Origin of the sequence: Bradyrhizobium sp. CCBAU 25360, from assembly GCF_028128695.1 — a bacterium.
GTDB lineage: Bacteria > Pseudomonadota > Alphaproteobacteria > Rhizobiales > Xanthobacteraceae > Bradyrhizobium > Bradyrhizobium ottawaense.
Genome location: NZ_LBJA01000043.1, coordinates 222661 through 240121 on the forward strand (window position 1 = coordinate 222661; position 17461 = coordinate 240121).

Consider the following 17461-nt stretch of genomic DNA (forward strand, 5'->3'; position numbering starts at 1 on the left):
TCACGAATGCTGTGCCACCACGGCAGGTCGCGCCTGCGGCTGCGGCACGATGTCGACCGACCAGAGGTCGCGATTGTCCACGTCTTTCAAGGTCACAGTCATCACGCCGCTGGCACCGTCGATGTCGACTCGGCCGAAGAATTGCAGTCCGAAACACGGCGCCAAATTCTCGCCCTGCGCCGCGCTACAGCCGTTCTGGTACATCGCGACCGGACCAAAGGTGTTGTCGAGCTCGCCCGGGCCCCAGGTGCCGGCGTGCAGCGGGCCGGAGACGAACTCCCAGAACGGCTCGAAGTCTTGAAACTGCGCCTTGGCGGGATCGTAATAATGCGCGGCGGTGTAATGCATGTCGGCGGTCAGCCAGACGATGTTGCGCACGCCGGCGCGCTTGATGGAGGCCAGAAGGTCGGCGATCTCGTGCTCGCGCCGGTCGGGCGGCCCATCACCAAGCGCGACGGCATCCAGGCTGACCAGGCCGATCGGCAAATCGGCCGCAATCACCTTCCAGGTCGCGCGCGAGGCCGCGAGCTCGCGCTTCAGCCAGGCGATCTGCTCGGCACCCAAAATCCAGCCGCGGTGATCGCCGCCCTTGTTCCAGCTGTCGTCGCGATAGCTGCGCATGTCGATCATGAAGACGTCCAGCAGCGGGCCGTAGGCGATCTTGCGATAGACCCGGCCTTGCCGCGCGCCGATATCGCGGATCGGCATGAAGTCGAAGAAGGCGCGGCGGGCGTGCGCGACCAGGCGCGGGGTGCCGTCGTCCTCATAACCGGACTCGTCATGGCTGCCGGCCGGTGACCAGTCGTTGGTGACCTCGTGGTCGTCCCATTGCGCGAACATCGGCACCTCGGCGTGGAAGGCGCGAAAATTCTCGTCGAGATGGTTGTATCTGTAATTGCCGCGAAACTGCCCCAGTGTGTGCGCGACCTCGGACTTTTCCTCGGTCACGAGGTTGCGCCAGATCTCGCCGTTCGGCAGCCTCTGCTCGGAAGGAACCGTGCAGTCGGCGTAGATGTGATCTCCGGAGTGGATGAAGAAATCCGGACGGTTATCGAGCATGGTGCGATAGCTGCGATAGCCGCCGCGCGAAACGTCGATACCCCAGCCCTGCCCCGCGACATCCCCGGACCACACGAACGAGATCGACCGGCCCGCGGCCGGCGCGGTGCGGAAATGGCCGACGCGGCTTTCGCCGGCAATGCCGGCCGCGATGTCGTCGAAGCGCACGCGGTAGAAGATATCCTGGCCGGGCGGCAGATCGTTCAGCAGCAGCTTTGCGGTGAAATCCGCATCAAGCAGAGCGTCGCGCGAAGCTGACGCGATGATGGTCTCGAAGCTCTCGACGGTCGAGCATTCCACCTGCATCCGCGCGGGGCGGTCGGCGCGCGCCCAGATCACGGCGGAGTCCCCAGAGACGTCGCCGGACTGGATACCGCCCGCGATCTGCGGCCGATCGGCGGCGCGGCTGAGGTGTGGCGTTGCGAGCGTGCCGAGCGAGGCGACGGCGAGGCTGGAGGTCGAGCGGACCAGGAATTGCCGCCGGGTCCATGCGCGCGAAGCGCGGAGCGTTGCCATTCAGGAAACCTTCGTCGAATCGCGACGGAAGGTGCCTGCGCTCCTTGACTCCTACCCTTACGGTTTCTTGACCCCGCGCCTACGGTTTTGCGACGCGCCGATGACGCGCTCAGACCGGGTTAACGCTGCCAGTTGCAGATGCCGCCGGAGCGGCACGGCCAGGTCTGGATGCGGGTATCCCTCGCCTGCGCATCCAGCGGATTGCCGTGGCGATGCGCGAGTTTGGTCCGGGCTGCGCCGCGCGGCTGGGCAGGCCTGGCGTGCGCAACCTTCGGCTCGGCCGCACGGACGCGTTCGGCCGCAACCTTCTTCGGCGTGTCGACGGGTGCGGCGCGGGCCTGCGCCTCATTGCCGCCTCGCGCTTCCAGCGCAACCGGAGCGAAGTGCGTCTCGGGCCCGAGACGTTTCGGCGACAGCACGGCCTTGGAGAGATCGAGGCCGAGATATTCGTCTGGCTTGTAGTCGTCAGCGCGCGCGAAGCCGCCCCATGCGATCACGAGGGCAACGGCAACTGCAAAAGGAACGCTTTTCAGGACCACGGACGCCTCCTGAAATTGATTTTGAAAGGGATATTTTATCCTTATTTAGGAGGCCTCGCTTGCGATTCCAGCGGCCAAGTGCCGCCGTGGTTAAGAAGTTTAGCGGTGTCAAGCGACCTTTCGCGTCGCCGCCGTCCCATCCAGGAACCCCATCAAACGGCTACGGATGATCTGTTCCGCCTCGGTCATGATCCGATCGACGAGTTCCTTGCAGGAGGGGATGTCGTGGATCAGGCCGGCGACCATGCCGCAGCTCCACGCGCCGGCGTCCATCTGTCCCTCCAGCATGATCCTGGGATAGACGCCCGCGACCTGATCGTGGATGTCGTCGATCTTCAGCTTGTCGCCCTTCTCGCGCTCGATCTCGATCAGGCGATCGACATTGGCGTTCCTCAGCACGCGCTCGGTGTTGCGCAGGCTGCGCATGATCAGGCGGGTGTCGAGCTCGGTCGCGGCGACCAGCGCATTCTTCACGTTCTGATGCACGGGCGCTTCCTTGGTGGCGATGAAGCGCGTGCCCATGTTCATGCCGGCGGCACCCAGCGACAATGCCGCGACGAGGCTGCGCCCGTCCGCCATGCCGCCGGAGGCGACGAAGGGGATCTTCAATTCCTCCGCCGCGCGCGGCAGCAGGATCATGTTGGGAATGTCGTCCTCGCCGGGATGACCGCCGCACTCGAAGCCGTCGACGCTGACGGCATCGCAGCCGATCCGCTCGGCCTTGAGTGAGTGACGCACCGAGGTGCATTTGTGGATGACCTTGATGCCCGCCGCCTTCAGCGCCGGCATGTATTGTTCGGGGCTGCGGCCGGCCGTCTCCACCGCCTTGATGCCACCCTCGACGATGGCCGCGATGTATTCCGGATAGGGCGGCGCCGCGAAGGTCGGCAGGAAGGTGAGGTTCACGCCGAACGGCTTGTCGGTCATGTCGCGGCAGCGCGCGATCTCCTTGGCGAGCAATTCCGGTGTCTTCTGCGTCAGGCCGGTGATGATGCCGAGCCCGCCGGCATTGGAAACGGCAGCAGCCAGCTCGGCAAAGCCGACGAAATGCATGCCGCCCTGGATGATGGGGTGCTCGATGCCGAACAGCTCGGTGATCGCGGTCTTCACTTAATTCGCCTCCCGGAATTTGCTCAGATCGGGTTCAGTCTAGCCGGACTTTTGCGCCGCGGTCACCATTTCTCTCCGAAGGGGGATCTCCATTTTGAGGGTCCGCGAGGCCCACACCTCGTGAGAGCCCCGCTGCCAGTCGTGAACGACGGCTCAAAAAGAAGCGCGGCACAGTGCGTGCCGCGCTCGTCTCTGACGTCTCACGGGAAGCCCGCCTGTCTCAGTGCGTCTTCGTCTCGTGCCATTTCTCGAGATCGGGCTTCTCCTCGTCCGATCCCTGCTCCTTCTCCGGATTGCCCTTCCAGGGCTTGTCCGTCTGCCGGTGCGAACCCCAGTCGTTCTGCTGCCGGGGATCGTCGTTAGGCCGTTCCTTGCTCATCGATCTCCCTTTCCGTGAACGTCAAGCAAAGGGAACACCATAATAGGAGTTGATGCCGCGCACCGCGGCATCATCACCCCAGTTCCAATCGCTTCGTTCGCCATATTTCGGCGCCCCTTCCAGTTCCTTGGTGGTGATGCCGGTGACATACCCGCCAAGCTCCGTGTCGTATTTCAGCGACTGCCAGGGCAACGGGTAGTGGTCGTTGCCGAGGCCCAGGAATCCGCCGAAGCCAAGCACGGCGTAGGACACCCTGCCGCTGACCTTGTCGATCATCACGCGTTCGATCGAACCGATCCGGTTGCGGTCGGCGCCGTAAACCGACGTTCCCTCGACCTTGTCGCTGCCGATCAGCCGTCCCATCTCGCTGCGGCCCAGCTCGCCTTGATTCAGCATCTCAATCCTCCACTCAGCCAATGTGAATCAACCGGATGAGCAAGCGATCGTTCCGGCGCCGATGTTCCCGGAAGTGGACCAGGAACATCGCAGGGAAGGAGCCGTTCTCTGAACTTCACGCACAACCGAGAGCCACGCGCGATGTCCCAGACCGTCTCCGACTTCATCGTCCAGCGTCTGCATCAATGGGGCGTGCGGCACATCTTTGGCTATCCCGGCGACGGCATCAACGGCGTGTTCGGCGCGATGAACCGGGCCCAAGGCAAGGAAGGCGAGATCGGCTTCGTGCAGGCGCGGCACGAGGAGATGGCGGCATTCATGGCCAGCGCCTACGCAAAATTCTCAGGGCAGCTCGGCGTCTGCATCGCGACCTCGGGCCCGGGTGCCTCGCATCTCATCACCGGGCTCTACGATGCGCTGCTCGATCACCAGCCGGTGCTGGCGATTGTCGGCCAGCAGGCCCGCAACGCTCTCGGCGGGCACTATCAGCAGGAGATCGACCTTCTCTCCATGTTCAAGGACGTCGCCGGTGCCTACGTCATGCAGGCATCCTCGCCTGCGCAAGTGCGACACTTGATCGACCGAGCCGTGCGGATCGCGCTGGCGCGGCGGGCCCCGACCGTGATCATCCTGCCCAACGACCTGCAGGAAGAAGCTTTCGAGAGCCCGCCACGTGCACACGGCACGCTGCATTCCGGCATTGGTTATAGCGCGCCCAGCATCATGCCACGTGAGGCCGATCTCGATCGCGCCGCGGAAGTGCTCAATGCCGGCAAGAAGGTCGCGATGCTCGTCGGCGCCGGCGCCCTTGGCGCAACCGACGAGGTGATCGCCGTCTCTGACCGGCTCTCGGCCGGCTGCGCCAAGGCGCTGCTCGGCAAGGCCGCGCTGCCCGACGACCTGCCGTGGGTCACCGGCTCGATCGGCCTGCTCGGCACCGAGCCCAGCTACAACATGATGATGGAGTGCGACACGCTGCTGATGGTCGGCTCTGCCTTCCCCTATGCCGAGTTCCTGCCGAAGGAAGGCGCGGCCCGCGGCGTGCAGATCGACATCGACGCCGGCATGATGTCGATCCGCTTTCCCATGGAGGTCGGCCTCGTGGGCGATGCCGCCGAGACGCTGCGCGCTCTGTTGCCGCGGCTGAAGCCCAAGAGCGACGGCGCCTGGCGCCAAAGTATCGAAGCTGACGTCGCGACATGGTGGAAGACGCTGGATGGCCGGGCACATCAGCCGGCGGCGCCCGTCAATCCGCAGCTCGTCGCCTGGGAATTGTCCCCGCGCCTGCCCGACCGTGCGATCATCACCAGCGATTCCGGCTCTTGCGCCAATTGGTTCGCCCGCGACCTGAAGATGCGCCGCGGCATGACGGCCTCGCTCTCCGGCGGCCTCGCCTCGATGGGCGCCGCGGTGCCCTATGCGCTCGCCGCCAAATACGCCCATCCGGACCGTCCGGTGATCGCGCTGGTCGGCGACGGCGCGATGCAGATGAACAACATGGCCGAATTGATCACCGCCGCGAAATACTGGCGCTCCTGGCGCGACCCGCGCTTCGTCGTCTGCGTCTTCAACAACGAGGACCTCAACCAGGTGACCTGGGAGCAGCGCATCATCAACGGCGACCCCAAATTCGAAGCCTCGCAGCGCATTCCCGACGTCTCCTATTCACGCTTCGCCGAGCTCATCGGCCTGCGCGGCATCTTCGTCGACACCCCACAGCTGCTCGGCTCGGCCTGGGAGCAGGCGCTGGCAAGCGAGATGCCCGTCGTGCTGGAGGTGAAGACCGATCCCGAAGTGCCGCCGCTGCCGCCGCATATCACGCTTCAGCAGGCCAAGAACTTCTCGCTCGCCCTCTTGAAGGGCGATCCGAACGAGAGCGGGATGATCAAGGGAGCAGCGCGGCAGGTGCTCGAAACGATCCTGCCCGGAAAGCAATGAGGTCAACCATGAGCGACTTTCGCGACATCCAGCACGGCGTCAACGATCCCGTCGATGGCGTCGATGTGAAGTACCATTTCAACGACAACAAGACTCCGCACGAGCGCGCGCAGCGCCATGCCGATGTGCGTGCCGAAGCCACGGCCGTCGCCGCCGAGCCGTTTCTCCCCGAGCGGCTGCGACGCAAGCCGACCGATCCCATCAATCCGCGCACCGGGCGGAATCCGGCGGATTAGTCGTTAGGAACCTCGGCGCATACGACGTGTTGATCGGCGCAATATCGCGCGGCAAGAGGCCGCGCGCCCACTCGGAGGGACCGAACATGAAACGTACCATCATCGCCCTTGCCTGCGTGCTTGTCGCAGGGCCCGCGCTCGCCCAATCTCTTGGCGAGAAGACCGGCGTCAATTCGGCGCTCGGTGTCGCGCCAACGACTACCGACTTCGTCAAGCAGGTCGCCATCAGCGACATGTTCGAGATCGAGTCGAGCAAGCTCGCTACGCAAAAGGGCAACGCGCAGGAGAAGAGCTTCGCGCAGCAGATGGTGACCGACCACACCAAGACCAGCACCGAGCTCAAGGGTCTCGTCGGTGACGGCAAGGTGCAGGCGACCCTTCCGACGGCGCTCGACAGCTCGCACCAGAGCAAGCTCGACAAGCTCAAGAGCGCGAATGGCAAGGACTTCAGCTCGGACTACAATTCCTACCAGGTGAGCGCCCATGAGGATGCCGTGTCGCTGTTCGAGCGCTACGCCAAGGGCGGCGACAATTCGGCGCTGAAGGATTGGGCCGGCAAGACTCTGCCGGCGCTCAAGCACCATCTCGACATGGCCAAGGAGCTCGGCAAGGCGCCGAGCGTCGGCCAGGCGAAGTAAACCTCGAACGAGGGCGCCGGCTTGGCCGGCGCCCCGCGGGCCTGGTGCCGACGCGGCCGAACTCAGGAACCTTCGTTGATTCCGGGCTTTACAAATTTGTCATGAAGAACATCTCGCCTGCGGACCGATGGCGCTCGTAACAGTCAAACCCACCCGGATCGATACGGCGATCGCGAACGAGATCGCGCACCACACCAACTCCGGCCTCGAGCATGCGGCCCAGACATTGACCTGGGGCGCCGACGAGCATGTGCTCATCGCGCTCGCCGCCGCGGGATGGCTCTACACCCGGCTGCGGCAACCGCAGCAGCGTCGCGTTGCAGATCACATTCTCATGGTCTCGCTGGCGACAGCCGTGCTGCCGCATGTTCTCAAATCCGTGTTCGATCAGACCAGGCCGGACCGGCTGACGGTGGCCGGCCACTGGCGCGGCGTCCCCTTCTCGGGGCGATCACGCGACGCATTTCCCTCCGGTCACGCCGTGCACATGGGCGCCCTCGCCTCGGCGGCCGACCTGTTGCCGCCTGCCCGGCGTCAGGCGGTCCGCTTCGTTGCCGTGGCGCTGTCGTTGACGCGCATCGTGGTGCTGGCGCATTGGGCCAGCGACGTGGTGGCCGGTTTCGCGCTCGGCGTCGCCGTCGAGCGACTGTTCAGGCCGTTCACGCTGGCGAAGCGGCGGTCCAAGGCCTCACGGATACGGCCATGACCGAATACCTCCTGCGCTTCATCGCCGGCGGCCTGATCGTCTCTGCCTTCTCCATCCTGGGCGACATGCTGCGGCCGAAGAGCTTTGCCGGCCTGCTCGGCGCGGCGCCGTCGGTCGCTCTGGCCACCCTCAGCATCGCCGTCGTCCAGCACGGCCCGCAATATGTCGCCGCCGAAAGCTGGACGATGATCTATGGTGCCATCGCACTCGGCTGCTACAGCATCGTCGTCTGCCATCTCCTGATGAGGTTTCATTTCTCCGCACTGCCAGCCACCATTCTCGCTTTTGCCGCATGGCTCGTCGTCGCCTTCGCTCTGCTCGCGGGTTTCGGAGGTGCTGCCTGATGCTGGTCAAGATGTCTGCATCGGCGCTGAAACAGACTCGGTGGTACGAGTACGGTATCCGCTTTCTGCTCGGCGGACTGGCGACGGTCCTCGCGGGAGCCGTGACCACAGGTTTCGGCGTCTCCGTCGGCGGCCTCTTCCTCGCGCTCCCCGCCATCTTCTGCGCCAGTGCAACGCTGATCGAAAGCCATGAGCGCCGCGCCAAGGAAAAGGCCGGCCTCAGCGGAGACAGACGCGGGCAGCAGGCCGCAGCGCTCGATGCCGCCGGTGCCGGCCTTGGGAGCATCGGTCTCGCAGCGTTCGCTGCAGTCTTTTATCTCGTGGTTTCGACAACCGTGATCGGCGCATTCGTCGCCGCCATCCTGGTATGGGCGGCCGTGTCGGTGTCGGCTTGGTGGCTGCGGCGAAAGCTTCGCATCACCTCGAGGACCGTGCAGACCAAACGCATGGGGCCATCAGCGAGGGGCCGCGGCCTCTTCCCGTAGCATCAGAAAGCCGTACATCTCGGCGGCCGTCTGAAGCTGATCGATGCGCGCAAGAACAATTTCGCGCTGGCGGCCGTCCGGCAGGCCCGACAGTTCATGCTCGAGCCGCAGCTTCTGCGCCCCGAGACGCTGTTCGAATGTATGTGGCTCAGATCGTCTTCGCATCTTCCGTCCTCGGTGGCTGCAGTCCCGGGCTGTTGGCCCAGCGCTCGACTTGTTCGATGACCTTCTGGTGGCTGGGACGCACCGGCTTGGGGGCTTCCGGCTCTTCGGAAAGCTTGCGAGGCAACCTGACTTCGTCCGTCATGGCTTCTCTCCCTTTCCATGAGAATGCGCCACCGCCGGAGTCGTTTCAATAATAAATCATTGATTTTGTTATATTTTCTTACTCATTCGGCGTCTTTCTCGACTCTTGTGGAACTCCCGCCAAGTTGGTTCGTTGAGTAACCTACTCAACCTGCTCAATTTGTGTGATCGACCATGAACGACCTTCGCGCCGAGCGCCTACAGGTCATGCTCACGCCGGAAGAGTTGGCCGCCGTTGACGATTTCCGGTTCAAACATCGCATGCCGACGCGGGCGGCAGCGGTCCGCGAACTGCTCAAGTTCGGATTGGCCGCCGTCGGCGTCGACGCGGCTGCGGGTGTGAAGTCGAGCAGCTTCGGCGTTTTCGGCCGCGGGCCCGACGGGCATACGCAGGAGGATCCCGAGAACGGCACCGGGGGCTGACCCACAGGAGCCGTTCATAAGCAAACGACCCCGGCACGGGGCGTGCCAGGGCCGTCTTGGAGATTGCTTCCGGCGCACCGGGGGCGTGACAACCGGGAGCAACCTGTCGACGCGTCGCGCGAGGATTCGTTCCTCGCGCTGACCGTTGCGTCTAGCCGCTCGGCGCGTCGCCGGAATCGTCCGGCGTCATGCCGGAGCCCGGCGTCTTGCTGTTGTCGTTGAGCTTGGGATCGCGCGTCGCCTCCCGCGACGGCGAGCCTTTCGAACCCGTCTTTTGCGGATCCGTCTTGTGCACGGACTGTGCGCGCTGCTTGTCGCGCGGCTGTTCCTCCGCCCGTTTGTCCTTGACGATGCCGTGGTCGGAATGGGCCATGATGTGCTTTCACCTCTCCTGATGTGTCGAAGCGCTTACGCACTGCGGCGTCGAATGTTCCGGCGAGGCGCTAGCTGTGCGCCGCGTGGACCGCAGCCGACGCATTCCCCAGATGAACCTGGCGCACCGTCGTCACCGTCGCGAACGCGACCGAGACACCAAAGGCGAGAATGAGTGAAAGAAGAGCCAGACGTGGAGCCATCACAAAACCTCCTTCTGGAAGCGAAAACCAACGCGATCGACTGTCCCCTGATCATCCTGGATTGGTCGCTTGCATTCCGTGAGCGGTCTCACACGCGGATTCACGAAAAGCAGAGCCCTCACGCATCCCGCTTTTGAGGGAAACGGACTACGAGAGGCGGAATTTCCCCGTCGAGCCAATCCTGCTCGTGGGCGAGCGCCGTCCAGGCGTCCGCCATGCGCGAAAAGCGCTTGTGGGCGGGTTGTCCCTCGGCGCGCTCGGCGAGCTGAAGACAGTTGTCGGCATTATCCCTGAAGATGTCAGACTGTTTCATATTGAAGACGTGGGGACGGAACTCTCGGGTCGCAACCCGCTTGCCGGATCGTAATGTTCAGGGAACTCCGCACGCCATTGGCTGTTTGATATCGATGCGAGTTCTTGTCGCGATCATCCTGGCATTCATCAGCACCGCAGCGCTTGCCGACAGCACCGGTGAACGAAAGTCTGGCGGCCGCCCTCCGAGCGCAACCGACGTCATCAGCGGCCTTTATGATTTCAGCCGCTTCCAGCAGGGCCTCCTGGAGAGCACCGATCTGAAGGGCAACGCCGAGGTCAAGAACCTCGCCGCCTTGCGTGCCGAGGAAGCGGCCAAGCGCGACAAGGCGCTGAAGCAGATCCAGGAGGCGATCGGCGCGGAGCCGCGCATCGGCAAGACGACGTCGGTCAGCGCGGGCCTGGTCGAGCCCGAAACGTCCGACGGACCGACTTACGTCCGAAGCTTCTATGCCTCGCAGATTCCCGAATATGAATCGGCCATTGACCTGCTCGAACGCTATTTGAAGGCGCCCGATAACGCGGCGCTCGCAACGTTTGCGCGCGAGCAGCTCCCGATGCTGCGCGCACAGGTCAAGGACGCCGGGCGCACCATGGCGGACAAGTAGCCCCCTCTATTTATTTGTCGTTCGGATGATGTTGCTGGCTCTGCGGTCGCACGGTGCGGTCGCTCTCCGGCATCCGGTCCCGGCCCGCATCCCCATTGTCGTCCTTGCCGCCCGAAGACGAGGTGCCGCTGCCGCTCGGGTTCGACCGGGTCGCCGCCCCCGTCGTCGGAGTATCCGCCCTCGGGCTGGCGGAGCTCGCGGCGGGATCGCCGGTCACCGCCCCGCGGCCGCTGGGCGCTCCGCCCTGCGCCAAGGCCGACCCGGCAAACAGCACGACGACGATCGCGGCAAGTCCTGCTTTCATATCCGTTCTCCATGTCTTTGCGGGCTAACCGCGAGGGTTGGCGCTCGTTCCGAAGGGTGGCGGGGACGAACGAGCGGGCCGCAGGATCGCGGACGCCAGCCCTTTTCGAATTCGGATGGAACCAATTCGGCGGATCGTGGTTATATTTGCCGGGCTGAGCAAAGCAGGTTCCATTTGCTGGCGCCGCAAGGTTGGCGCTTGATTTCGAATTTGGCTGACGCTCTATGTTGACCAATCGCGTCTGGCCATAGATTCGGCCGACACCTGCGGGGGAATCAGTATGAGCGACCTCGATCCCGGATCTGCATCACGGTCCGGTCGTCGCGTCCCAAAGCCAAAGCCCAACGGTGTATCGGATCCGGATTCCCGGGCCGAATTGCTGCTCGCCCTGCAGGCCATGCGCAGCGGCGATTTCTCCGTCCGCATGAGCGGCGACTATCTCGGCATCGACGGCAAGATCGCCGACACTTTTAATGAAATCATCGCCGCCAACCAGCGCATGGCGCAGCAGCTCGAACTGGTCGGCCAGGTGGTCGGCCGCGAAGGCAAAACGCGCCAGCGCGTGAAGTTCGGCCTCGCCTCGGGCTCCTGGGCCGACATGGAAGGCTCCGTCAACACGCTGATCGACGACCTGCTGTGGCCGACCCGCGAGGTGACGCGTGCGGTCGCGGCGGTGGCGCAAGGCGACCTGCTCCAGACCGTCAAGCTCGACGTCGACGGCCGTCCACTCCGGGGCGAATTCCTGCAGTCGGCGACCATCGTCAACACCATGATCAAGCAGCTCGGCGTGTTCACCTCCGAGGTGACGCGCGTGGCGCGCGAGGTCGGCACCGAGGGCAAGCTCGGCGGCCAGGCCCAGGTGCCGGAAGTGACCGGCGTCTGGAAGGACCTCACCGAGAGCGTCAACTCGATGGCGAACAACCTGACCAATCAGGTTCGCAACATCGCCGAGGTGACGATCGCGGTCGCCAACGGCGACCTCTCCAAGAAGATCACGGTCGACGTCCGCGGCGAGATCCTTCAGCTCAAGGAAGCCATCAACACGATGGTGGACCAGCTCCGCTCCTTCGCCTCAGAAGTGACGCGCGTGGCGCGCGAGGTCGGCACCGACGGCAAGCTCGGCGGCCAGGCGATCGTGCCCGGCGTCGCCGGCACCTGGAAGGACCTCACCGACTCCGTCAACGCGATGTGCGGCAACCTGACCGCACAGGTGCGCAACATCGCCAACGTCACCACCGCCGTGGCGCGCGGCGACCTGTCGCGCAAGATCACGGTGGACGTGCGCGGCGAGATCCTGGAGCTGAAGGACACCATCAACACCATGGTGGACCAGCTCAACTCGTTCGCCTCGGAAGTGACGCGCGTCGCGCGCGAGGTCGGCACCGAAGGCAAGCTTGGCGGACAGGCGCAGGTGCCTGGCGTTGCCGGCACATGGAAGGATCTCACCGACAACGTCAACTTCATGGCCTCGAACCTGACGGCGCAGGTCCGCAACATCGCCGACGTCGCCACCGCCATCGCGAGCGGCGACCTCTCGAAGAAGATCACGGTGAACGTCTCGGGCGAAATCCTTCAGCTGAAGGAGACGCTCAACACCATGGTCGACCAGCTCAACGCGTTTGCCGGCGAAGTGACCCGCGTGGCGCGCGAAGTCGGCACCGAGGGCCGGCTCGGCGGCCAGGCCAACGTGCTCGGCGTCGCCGGCACCTGGAAGGACCTCACCGAGAGCGTCAACTCGATGGCGTCGAACCTGACCGCGCAGGTTCGCAACATCGCCGAGGTGACCACCGCGGTCGCCGGCGGCGATCTGTCGAAGAAGATCACGGTGGACGTGCGCGGCGAGATCCTGGAGCTGAAGGACACCATCAACACCATGGTGGACCAGCTCAACGCCTTCGCCGGCGAAGTCACGCGCGTCGCGCGCGAGGTCGGCACCGAAGGCAAGCTCGGCGGCCAGGCCGTCGTGCGCGGCGTCGGCGGCACCTGGAAGGACCTCACCGACAGCGTCAACTCGATGGCCTCGAACCTCACCGGCCAGGTCCGCAACATCGCCGAGGTCGCGACCGCGGTCGCCAAGGGCGATTTGTCGAAGAAGATCACAGTGAACGTGTCGGGCGAAATCCTTCAGCTGAAGGAAACGCTCAACACCATGGTCGACCAGCTCAACGCCTTCGCCGGCGAAGTCACGCGCGTCGCCCGCGAGGTCGGCACCGACGGCAAGCTCGGCGGCCAGGCCGGCGTGCCCGGCGTCGCCGGCACCTGGAAGGACTTGACCGACTCCGTGAACTCGATGGCGGGCAACCTCACCGCCCAGGTCCGCAACATCGCCGAGGTCGCGACCGCGATCGCGGGCGGCGACTTGTCGCGCAAGATCACCGTGGACGTGCGCGGCGAGATCCTGCAGCTCAAGGACACGCTGAACACGATGGTCGACCAGCTCAACCGCTTCGCGGGCGAGGTGACGCGCGTGGCGCGCGAGGTCGGCACTGAAGGCCGCCTCGGCGGTCAGGCCAACGTGCCGGGCGTCGCCGGCACCTGGAAGGATCTCACCGACAGCGTGAACTCGATGGCGGGCAACCTCACCGCCCAGGTCCGCAACATCGCCGAAGTGACCACCGCCGTCGCGCGCGGCGACTTGTCGCGCAAGATCACCGTCGACGTGAAGGGCGAAATCCTCGAGCTCAAGAACACCATCAATACGATGGTCGATCAGCTCAACGGCTTCGCCGGCGAAGTGACGCGCGTGGCGCGCGAGGTCGGCACCGAAGGCAAGCTCGGCGGACAGGCCGAGGTGCCCGGCGTCGCCGGCACCTGGAAGGACCTCACCGACAACGTCAACTTCATGGCCTCGAACCTGACGGCCCAGGTCCGCAACATCGCCGAGGTCGCGACCGCGATCGCAGGCGGCGACCTGTCGAAGAAGATCACGGTGGACGTGCGCGGCGAGATCCTGCTGCTCAAGGACACCTTGAACACCATGGTCGAGCAGCTGCGCTCCTTCGCCGCCGAAGTGACGCGCGTCGCCCGCGAGGTCGGCACCGAGGGCCGGCTCGGCGGTCAGGCCGTCGTGCCCGGCGTCGGCGGCACCTGGAAGGATCTGACCGACAACGTCAACCTCTTGGCCGCGAACCTCACCACCCAGGTCCGCAACATCGCCGAAGTGACCACGGCGGTCGCGCGCGGCGACCTGTCGCGCAAGATCACCGTCGACGTGAAGGGCGAAATCCTCGAGCTGAAGAACACCATCAACACCATGGTGGACCAGCTCAACGCCTTCGCCGGCGAAGTCACGCGCGTGGCGCGCGAGGTCGGCACCGAGGGCAAGCTCGGCGGCCAGGCGCAGGTGCCCGGTGTCGCCGGCACCTGGAAGGATCTCACCGACACCGTCAACTTCATGGCGGCAAACCTGACCGAGCAGGTGCGCGGCATCGTCAAGGTGGTGACCGCGGTCGCCAATGGCGACCTCAAGCAGAACCTCACCGTGAAATCGAAGGGCGAGGTCGCTGCGCTCGCCGACACCATCAACAACATGACCGAGACGCTCGCCACCTTCGCCGACCAGGTGACGTCGGTGGCACGCGAGGTCGGCGTCGAAGGCCGGCTCGGCGGTCAGGCCAACGTGCCGGGCGCGGCCGGCACCTGGAAGGACCTCACCGGCAACGTGAACCTCCTGGCGGCCAACCTCACCTCGCAGGTGCGCGCGATCGCCGAAGTCGCGACCGCCGTCACCAAGGGCGACCTGACGCGATCGATCCAGGTCGATGCCCGCGGCGAAGTCGCCGAGCTGAAAGACAACATCAACACGATGATCACGAATCTCCGTCTCACGACGGACGTGAACACCGAGCAGGACTGGCTGAAGACCAACCTCGCCAAATTCACCAACATGCTGCAGGGCCAGCGCGACCTCACCACCGTCGGCCGGCTCTTGCTCACCGAGCTGTCGCCGCTGGTGAACGCCCATACCGGCGTGATCTACCAGATCGAGAGCGAGGACAATCCGCAGCTCCTGCTGCTCGCCTCCTACGCCAGCGACGGCATCTATCCGTATCAGCGCGTGCTGCAGTTCGGCGACGGCCTGATCGGCCAGTGCGCGCTCGACAAGCGGCCGCGCGTGGTCGCCGACATTCCGTCCGACGTGGTGCCGATCAACTCGGCGCTGTTCCGCGTCGCACCGAAGAACCTCGTCGTGCTGCCGGTGCTGTTCGAGGGCCAGGTCAAGGCCGTGATCGAGCTCGCCTCGCTCGTCTCCTTCACGACCTCGCAGATGACCTTCCTGGAGCAGCTCACCGACTCCATCGGCATCGTGCTCAATTCGATCGAAGCGACGATGCAGACCGAAGGCCTGCTCAAGCAGTCGCAGCAGCTTGCCGGCGAGCTCCAGACCCAGCAGCGCGAATTGCAGCAGACCAACGACCAGCTCGAGCAGAAGGCGCAGCAGCTCGCCGAGCGCAACGTCGAGGTCGAACGCAAGAACCAGGAGATCGAGCAGGCCCGCCGCGCGCTGGAGGAAAAGGCGACCGAGCTTGCGCTGACCTCGAAGTACAAGTCCGAATTCCTCGCCAATATGAGCCACGAGCTGCGCACGCCGCTGAACTCGATCCTGATCCTGGGGCAGCAGCTCACCGACAATCCGGACGGCAACCTCTCGGCCAAGCAGGTCGAATTCGCCCGCACCATCCACGGCGCCGGCACCGATCTGCTCAATCTCATCAGCGACATCCTGGATCTATCCAAGATCGAATCCGGCACGGTGACGGTCGACGCCGAGGAAATCCTCACCGCGAACCTGCTGGAGACCGTCGGACGGCCGTTCCGGCACGAGGCGGACAACCGCAATCTCTCGTTCAAGATCGACGTCGATCCGAACCTCCCACGCAGCATCGTCACCGACTCCAAGCGCCTGCAACAGGTCCTGAAAAACCTGCTCTCCAACGCCTTCAAGTTCACCGCCGAAGGCGAGGTGCGCCTGAATGTCACCGCCGCGGTCGGCGGCTGGGGAACGGATCATCCGGTGCTGAACTCCGCGCCGGCGGTGATCGCGCTCGAAGTGTCCGACACCGGCATCGGCATTCCCGTGGAAAAACAGAAGCTGATCTTCGAGGCGTTCCAGCAGGCCGATGCCGGCACCAGCCGGAAATATGGCGGCACCGGCCTTGGGCTTGCGATCAGTCGCGAATTGGCAAGCCTGCTCGGCGGCGAAATTCATCTGCGCAGCTCGCCGGGCAAGGGCTCGTCGTTCACGCTGTATCTGCCACTCAAATATTCCGGTCCGACGCTCGCACCGCGCGCCGCACCCGCGCCGCAGCAAAACAATCAGCCGCCTGCGCTGCAGCCCGCCGCCGCGCCGGAGCAGCAGCGCGTCATCGAGCAACTTCCCGACGACCGGCTCAACCTCGAGCCTGGCGACAGCATCCTTCTGATCGTCGAGGACGACCCGCATTACGCGCGTGTACTGGTCGACCTTGCGCGCGACAAGGGATTCAAGGTCCTGGTCGCCGCCCGCGGTGCGGAGGCGCTGGAGCTTGCCAAGCAATACCAGCCGAGAGCAGTCTCGCTCGACGTGTTCCTGCCCGATATGCTCGGCTGGACCGTGCTGAGCCAGCTCAAGCACAATCCGCTGACCCGCCACATCCCCGTGCAGATCATCACGCTCGACGAGGACCGCCAGCATGCGCTGGCGCGTGGCGCGTTCTCCTTCGTCAACAAGCCGACGACGACCGAGGGCGTCTCGGCCGCGCTGACGCAGATCAAGGAGTATGCACGGCCGCGGCGCAAACGGCTCCTGATCGTCGAGGACAACGAGGCGGAGCAGCTTTCGATCCGCGAGCTGCTGCACCACGACGACATCGAGATCGTGACGACGGACACCGGCGCCGGCGCGCTCTCGACGCTGCGGGAGGCGCCCTGCGATTGCGTGGTGCTCGACCTCAGGCTGCCCGACATGAGCGGTTTCGAGGTGCTGGACCAGATCCGCAACGACGAGGCGCTGTCCAACGTCCCGGTCGTCGTCTTCACCGGCCGCGAGCTTTCGGCGGAGGAGGATGCGGAACTCCACACCATGGCGCGCAGCATCGTGGTCAAGGGCGTGGAATCGCCGGAGCGCCTGCTCGACGAGACCGCATTGTTCCTGCACCGCGTGATCACGGAGCTTCCGGTCGAGAAGCAGCGCATGCTGGAGAAGCTGAACAGTTCCGACGAGGATTTGATCGGCAAGACCGCGCTGCTCGTCGACGACGACGCCCGCAACATCTTCGCGCTGTCGAGCGTGCTGGAACGGCGCGGCATGAAGGTGCTGACCGCCACGACCGGCCGTGAAGCCGTCACCCTGGTCGAATCCAATCCGGAGATCGCCATCGTTCTGATGGACATCATGATGCCGCAGATGGATGGCTACCAGACCATCGGCGTCATTCGCGAAAACCAGGCCTTCGCCCGCCTTCCGATCATCGCGCTGACCGCCAAGGCGATGAAGGGTGACCGGGAAAAATGCCTGGAGGCCGGCGCGTCCGACTATCTCGCCAAACCCGTCAACACCGATCAATTGCTGCTTGCGATCCGCATGTGGCTGCACCGATGAGTTTGGA

20 protein-coding genes are annotated in these 17461 nt (G+C 64.8%); 9 read left to right on the plus strand and 11 right to left on the minus strand.

The window, feature by feature from the left end; translation table 11 throughout:
* The 5 genes from XH81_RS28030 to XH81_RS28050 form a co-directional block, all read right to left on the minus strand.
* Window positions 1-1575, minus strand: coding sequence for an alkaline phosphatase D family protein (locus tag XH81_RS28030; RefSeq protein WP_028144033.1), 1575 nt, complete (start codon window positions 1573-1575; stop codon window positions 1-3).
* A gap of 119 nt (window positions 1576-1694) precedes the next feature.
* Window positions 1695-2114 (minus strand): hypothetical protein, encoded by a 420-nt coding sequence (locus tag XH81_RS28035; RefSeq protein WP_028144034.1) that lies wholly within the window; start codon window positions 2112-2114, stop codon window positions 1695-1697.
* A 108-nt stretch (window positions 2115-2222) separates the two neighbouring features.
* Window positions 2223-3224, minus strand: a complete 1002-nt coding sequence (locus XH81_RS28040) for an NAD(P)H-dependent flavin oxidoreductase (protein WP_028144035.1) — start codon at window positions 3222-3224, stop codon at window positions 2223-2225.
* 220 nt (window positions 3225-3444) lie between these two features.
* Window positions 3445-3603 (minus strand): hypothetical protein, encoded by a 159-nt coding sequence (locus tag XH81_RS28045; RefSeq protein ID WP_018321727.1) that lies wholly within the window; start codon window positions 3601-3603, stop codon window positions 3445-3447.
* 21 nt (window positions 3604-3624) lie between these two features.
* Window positions 3625-3999 carry a PRC-barrel domain-containing protein gene (locus XH81_RS28050; protein WP_028144036.1) on the minus strand — a complete coding sequence of 125 codons (375 nt, stop codon included), beginning with the start codon at window positions 3997-3999 and terminating at the stop codon, window positions 3625-3627.
* A gap of 141 nt (window positions 4000-4140) precedes the next feature.
* On the opposite strand from XH81_RS28050, the gene XH81_RS28055 reads away from it, so the two are divergent.
* The 6 genes from XH81_RS28055 to XH81_RS28080 all read left to right on the plus strand — a co-directional run bounded on the left by XH81_RS28055 (window position 4141) and on the right by XH81_RS28080 (window position 8346).
* Window positions 4141-5937, plus strand: a complete 1797-nt coding sequence (locus XH81_RS28055) for a thiamine pyrophosphate-requiring protein (protein WP_152103356.1) — start codon at window positions 4141-4143, stop codon at window positions 5935-5937.
* 8 nt (window positions 5938-5945) lie between these two features.
* Window positions 5946-6173, plus strand: a complete 228-nt coding sequence (locus tag XH81_RS28060; RefSeq protein ID WP_028144038.1) for a hypothetical protein — start codon at window positions 5946-5948, stop codon at window positions 6171-6173.
* A gap of 86 nt (window positions 6174-6259) precedes the next feature.
* A complete protein-coding gene (locus XH81_RS28065; protein WP_028144039.1) occupies window positions 6260-6811 on the plus strand; it encodes a DUF4142 domain-containing protein in 552 nt (183 codons plus the stop codon).
* Between the two features lie 127 nt (window positions 6812-6938).
* Window positions 6939-7517 (plus strand): phosphatase PAP2 family protein, encoded by a 579-nt coding sequence (locus tag XH81_RS28070; RefSeq protein ID WP_095426966.1) that lies wholly within the window; start codon window positions 6939-6941, stop codon window positions 7515-7517.
* The gene (locus XH81_RS28075) at window positions 7514-7861 is read left to right on the plus strand and encodes a DUF3147 family protein (RefSeq protein ID WP_028144041.1); all 348 of its coding nucleotides are present in this window, start codon (window positions 7514-7516) and stop codon (window positions 7859-7861) included. Before XH81_RS28070 ends, XH81_RS28075 begins: the two co-directional genes overlap by 4 nt.
* Complete coding sequence (locus XH81_RS28080; protein ID WP_038972659.1) at window positions 7861-8346, plus strand: hypothetical protein; 486 nt, start codon at window positions 7861-7863, stop codon at window positions 8344-8346. Before XH81_RS28075 ends, XH81_RS28080 begins: the two co-directional genes overlap by 1 nt.
* Here XH81_RS28080 and XH81_RS28085 read toward each other — a convergent pair.
* Entirely contained in the window at window positions 8317-8511 is a 195-nt protein-coding gene (locus XH81_RS28085) for a hypothetical protein (protein WP_038972658.1), read from the minus strand. The genes XH81_RS28080 and XH81_RS28085 overlap by 30 nt on opposite strands.
* Complete coding sequence (locus tag XH81_RS28090) at window positions 8495-8653, minus strand: hypothetical protein (RefSeq protein ID WP_018321736.1); 159 nt, start codon at window positions 8651-8653, stop codon at window positions 8495-8497. Before XH81_RS28090 ends, XH81_RS28085 begins: the two co-directional genes overlap by 17 nt.
* A 173-nt stretch (window positions 8654-8826) precedes the next feature.
* On the opposite strand from XH81_RS28090, the gene XH81_RS28095 reads away from it, so the two are divergent.
* On the plus strand, window positions 8827-9075 hold the full coding sequence (locus XH81_RS28095; protein WP_028144042.1) for a hypothetical protein: 249 nt from the start codon (window positions 8827-8829) through the stop codon (window positions 9073-9075).
* Between the two features lie 151 nt (window positions 9076-9226).
* Here the strand turns inward: XH81_RS28095 and XH81_RS28100 are convergent, their stop codons facing one another.
* From XH81_RS28100 to XH81_RS28110, 3 genes are all read right to left on the minus strand, one after another.
* Window positions 9227-9448: a hypothetical protein gene (locus XH81_RS28100; protein WP_028144043.1), complete on the minus strand. Its 222-nt coding sequence runs from the start codon at window positions 9446-9448 to the stop codon at window positions 9227-9229.
* A 70-nt stretch (window positions 9449-9518) separates the two neighbouring features.
* Window positions 9519-9650 carry a hypothetical protein gene (locus XH81_RS28105; RefSeq protein WP_256379439.1) on the minus strand — a complete coding sequence of 44 codons (132 nt, stop codon included), beginning with the start codon at window positions 9648-9650 and terminating at the stop codon, window positions 9519-9521.
* A 118-nt stretch (window positions 9651-9768) separates the two neighbouring features.
* Complete coding sequence (locus XH81_RS28110) at window positions 9769-9963, minus strand: hypothetical protein (RefSeq protein ID WP_028144044.1); 195 nt, start codon at window positions 9961-9963, stop codon at window positions 9769-9771.
* Between the two features lie 94 nt (window positions 9964-10057).
* Here XH81_RS28110 and XH81_RS28115 point away from each other — a divergent pair, with 94 nt between their 5' ends.
* Window positions 10058-10570, plus strand: coding sequence for a DUF4142 domain-containing protein (locus XH81_RS28115; RefSeq protein ID WP_038950583.1), 513 nt, complete (start codon window positions 10058-10060; stop codon window positions 10568-10570).
* Window positions 10571-10580: 10 nt separating this feature from the next.
* Here XH81_RS28115 and XH81_RS28120 read toward each other — a convergent pair whose 3' ends face one another.
* Window positions 10581-10874: a hypothetical protein gene (locus tag XH81_RS28120; RefSeq protein ID WP_028144046.1), complete on the minus strand. Its 294-nt coding sequence runs from the start codon at window positions 10872-10874 to the stop codon at window positions 10581-10583.
* Window positions 10875-11154: 280 nt separating this feature from the next.
* Between XH81_RS28120 and XH81_RS28125 the strand changes: the two genes are divergently transcribed.
* Entirely contained in the window at window positions 11155-17454 is a 6300-nt protein-coding gene (locus tag XH81_RS28125; RefSeq protein ID WP_028144047.1) for a HAMP domain-containing protein, read from the plus strand.
* Window positions 17455-17461 lie beyond the last annotated feature (7 nt).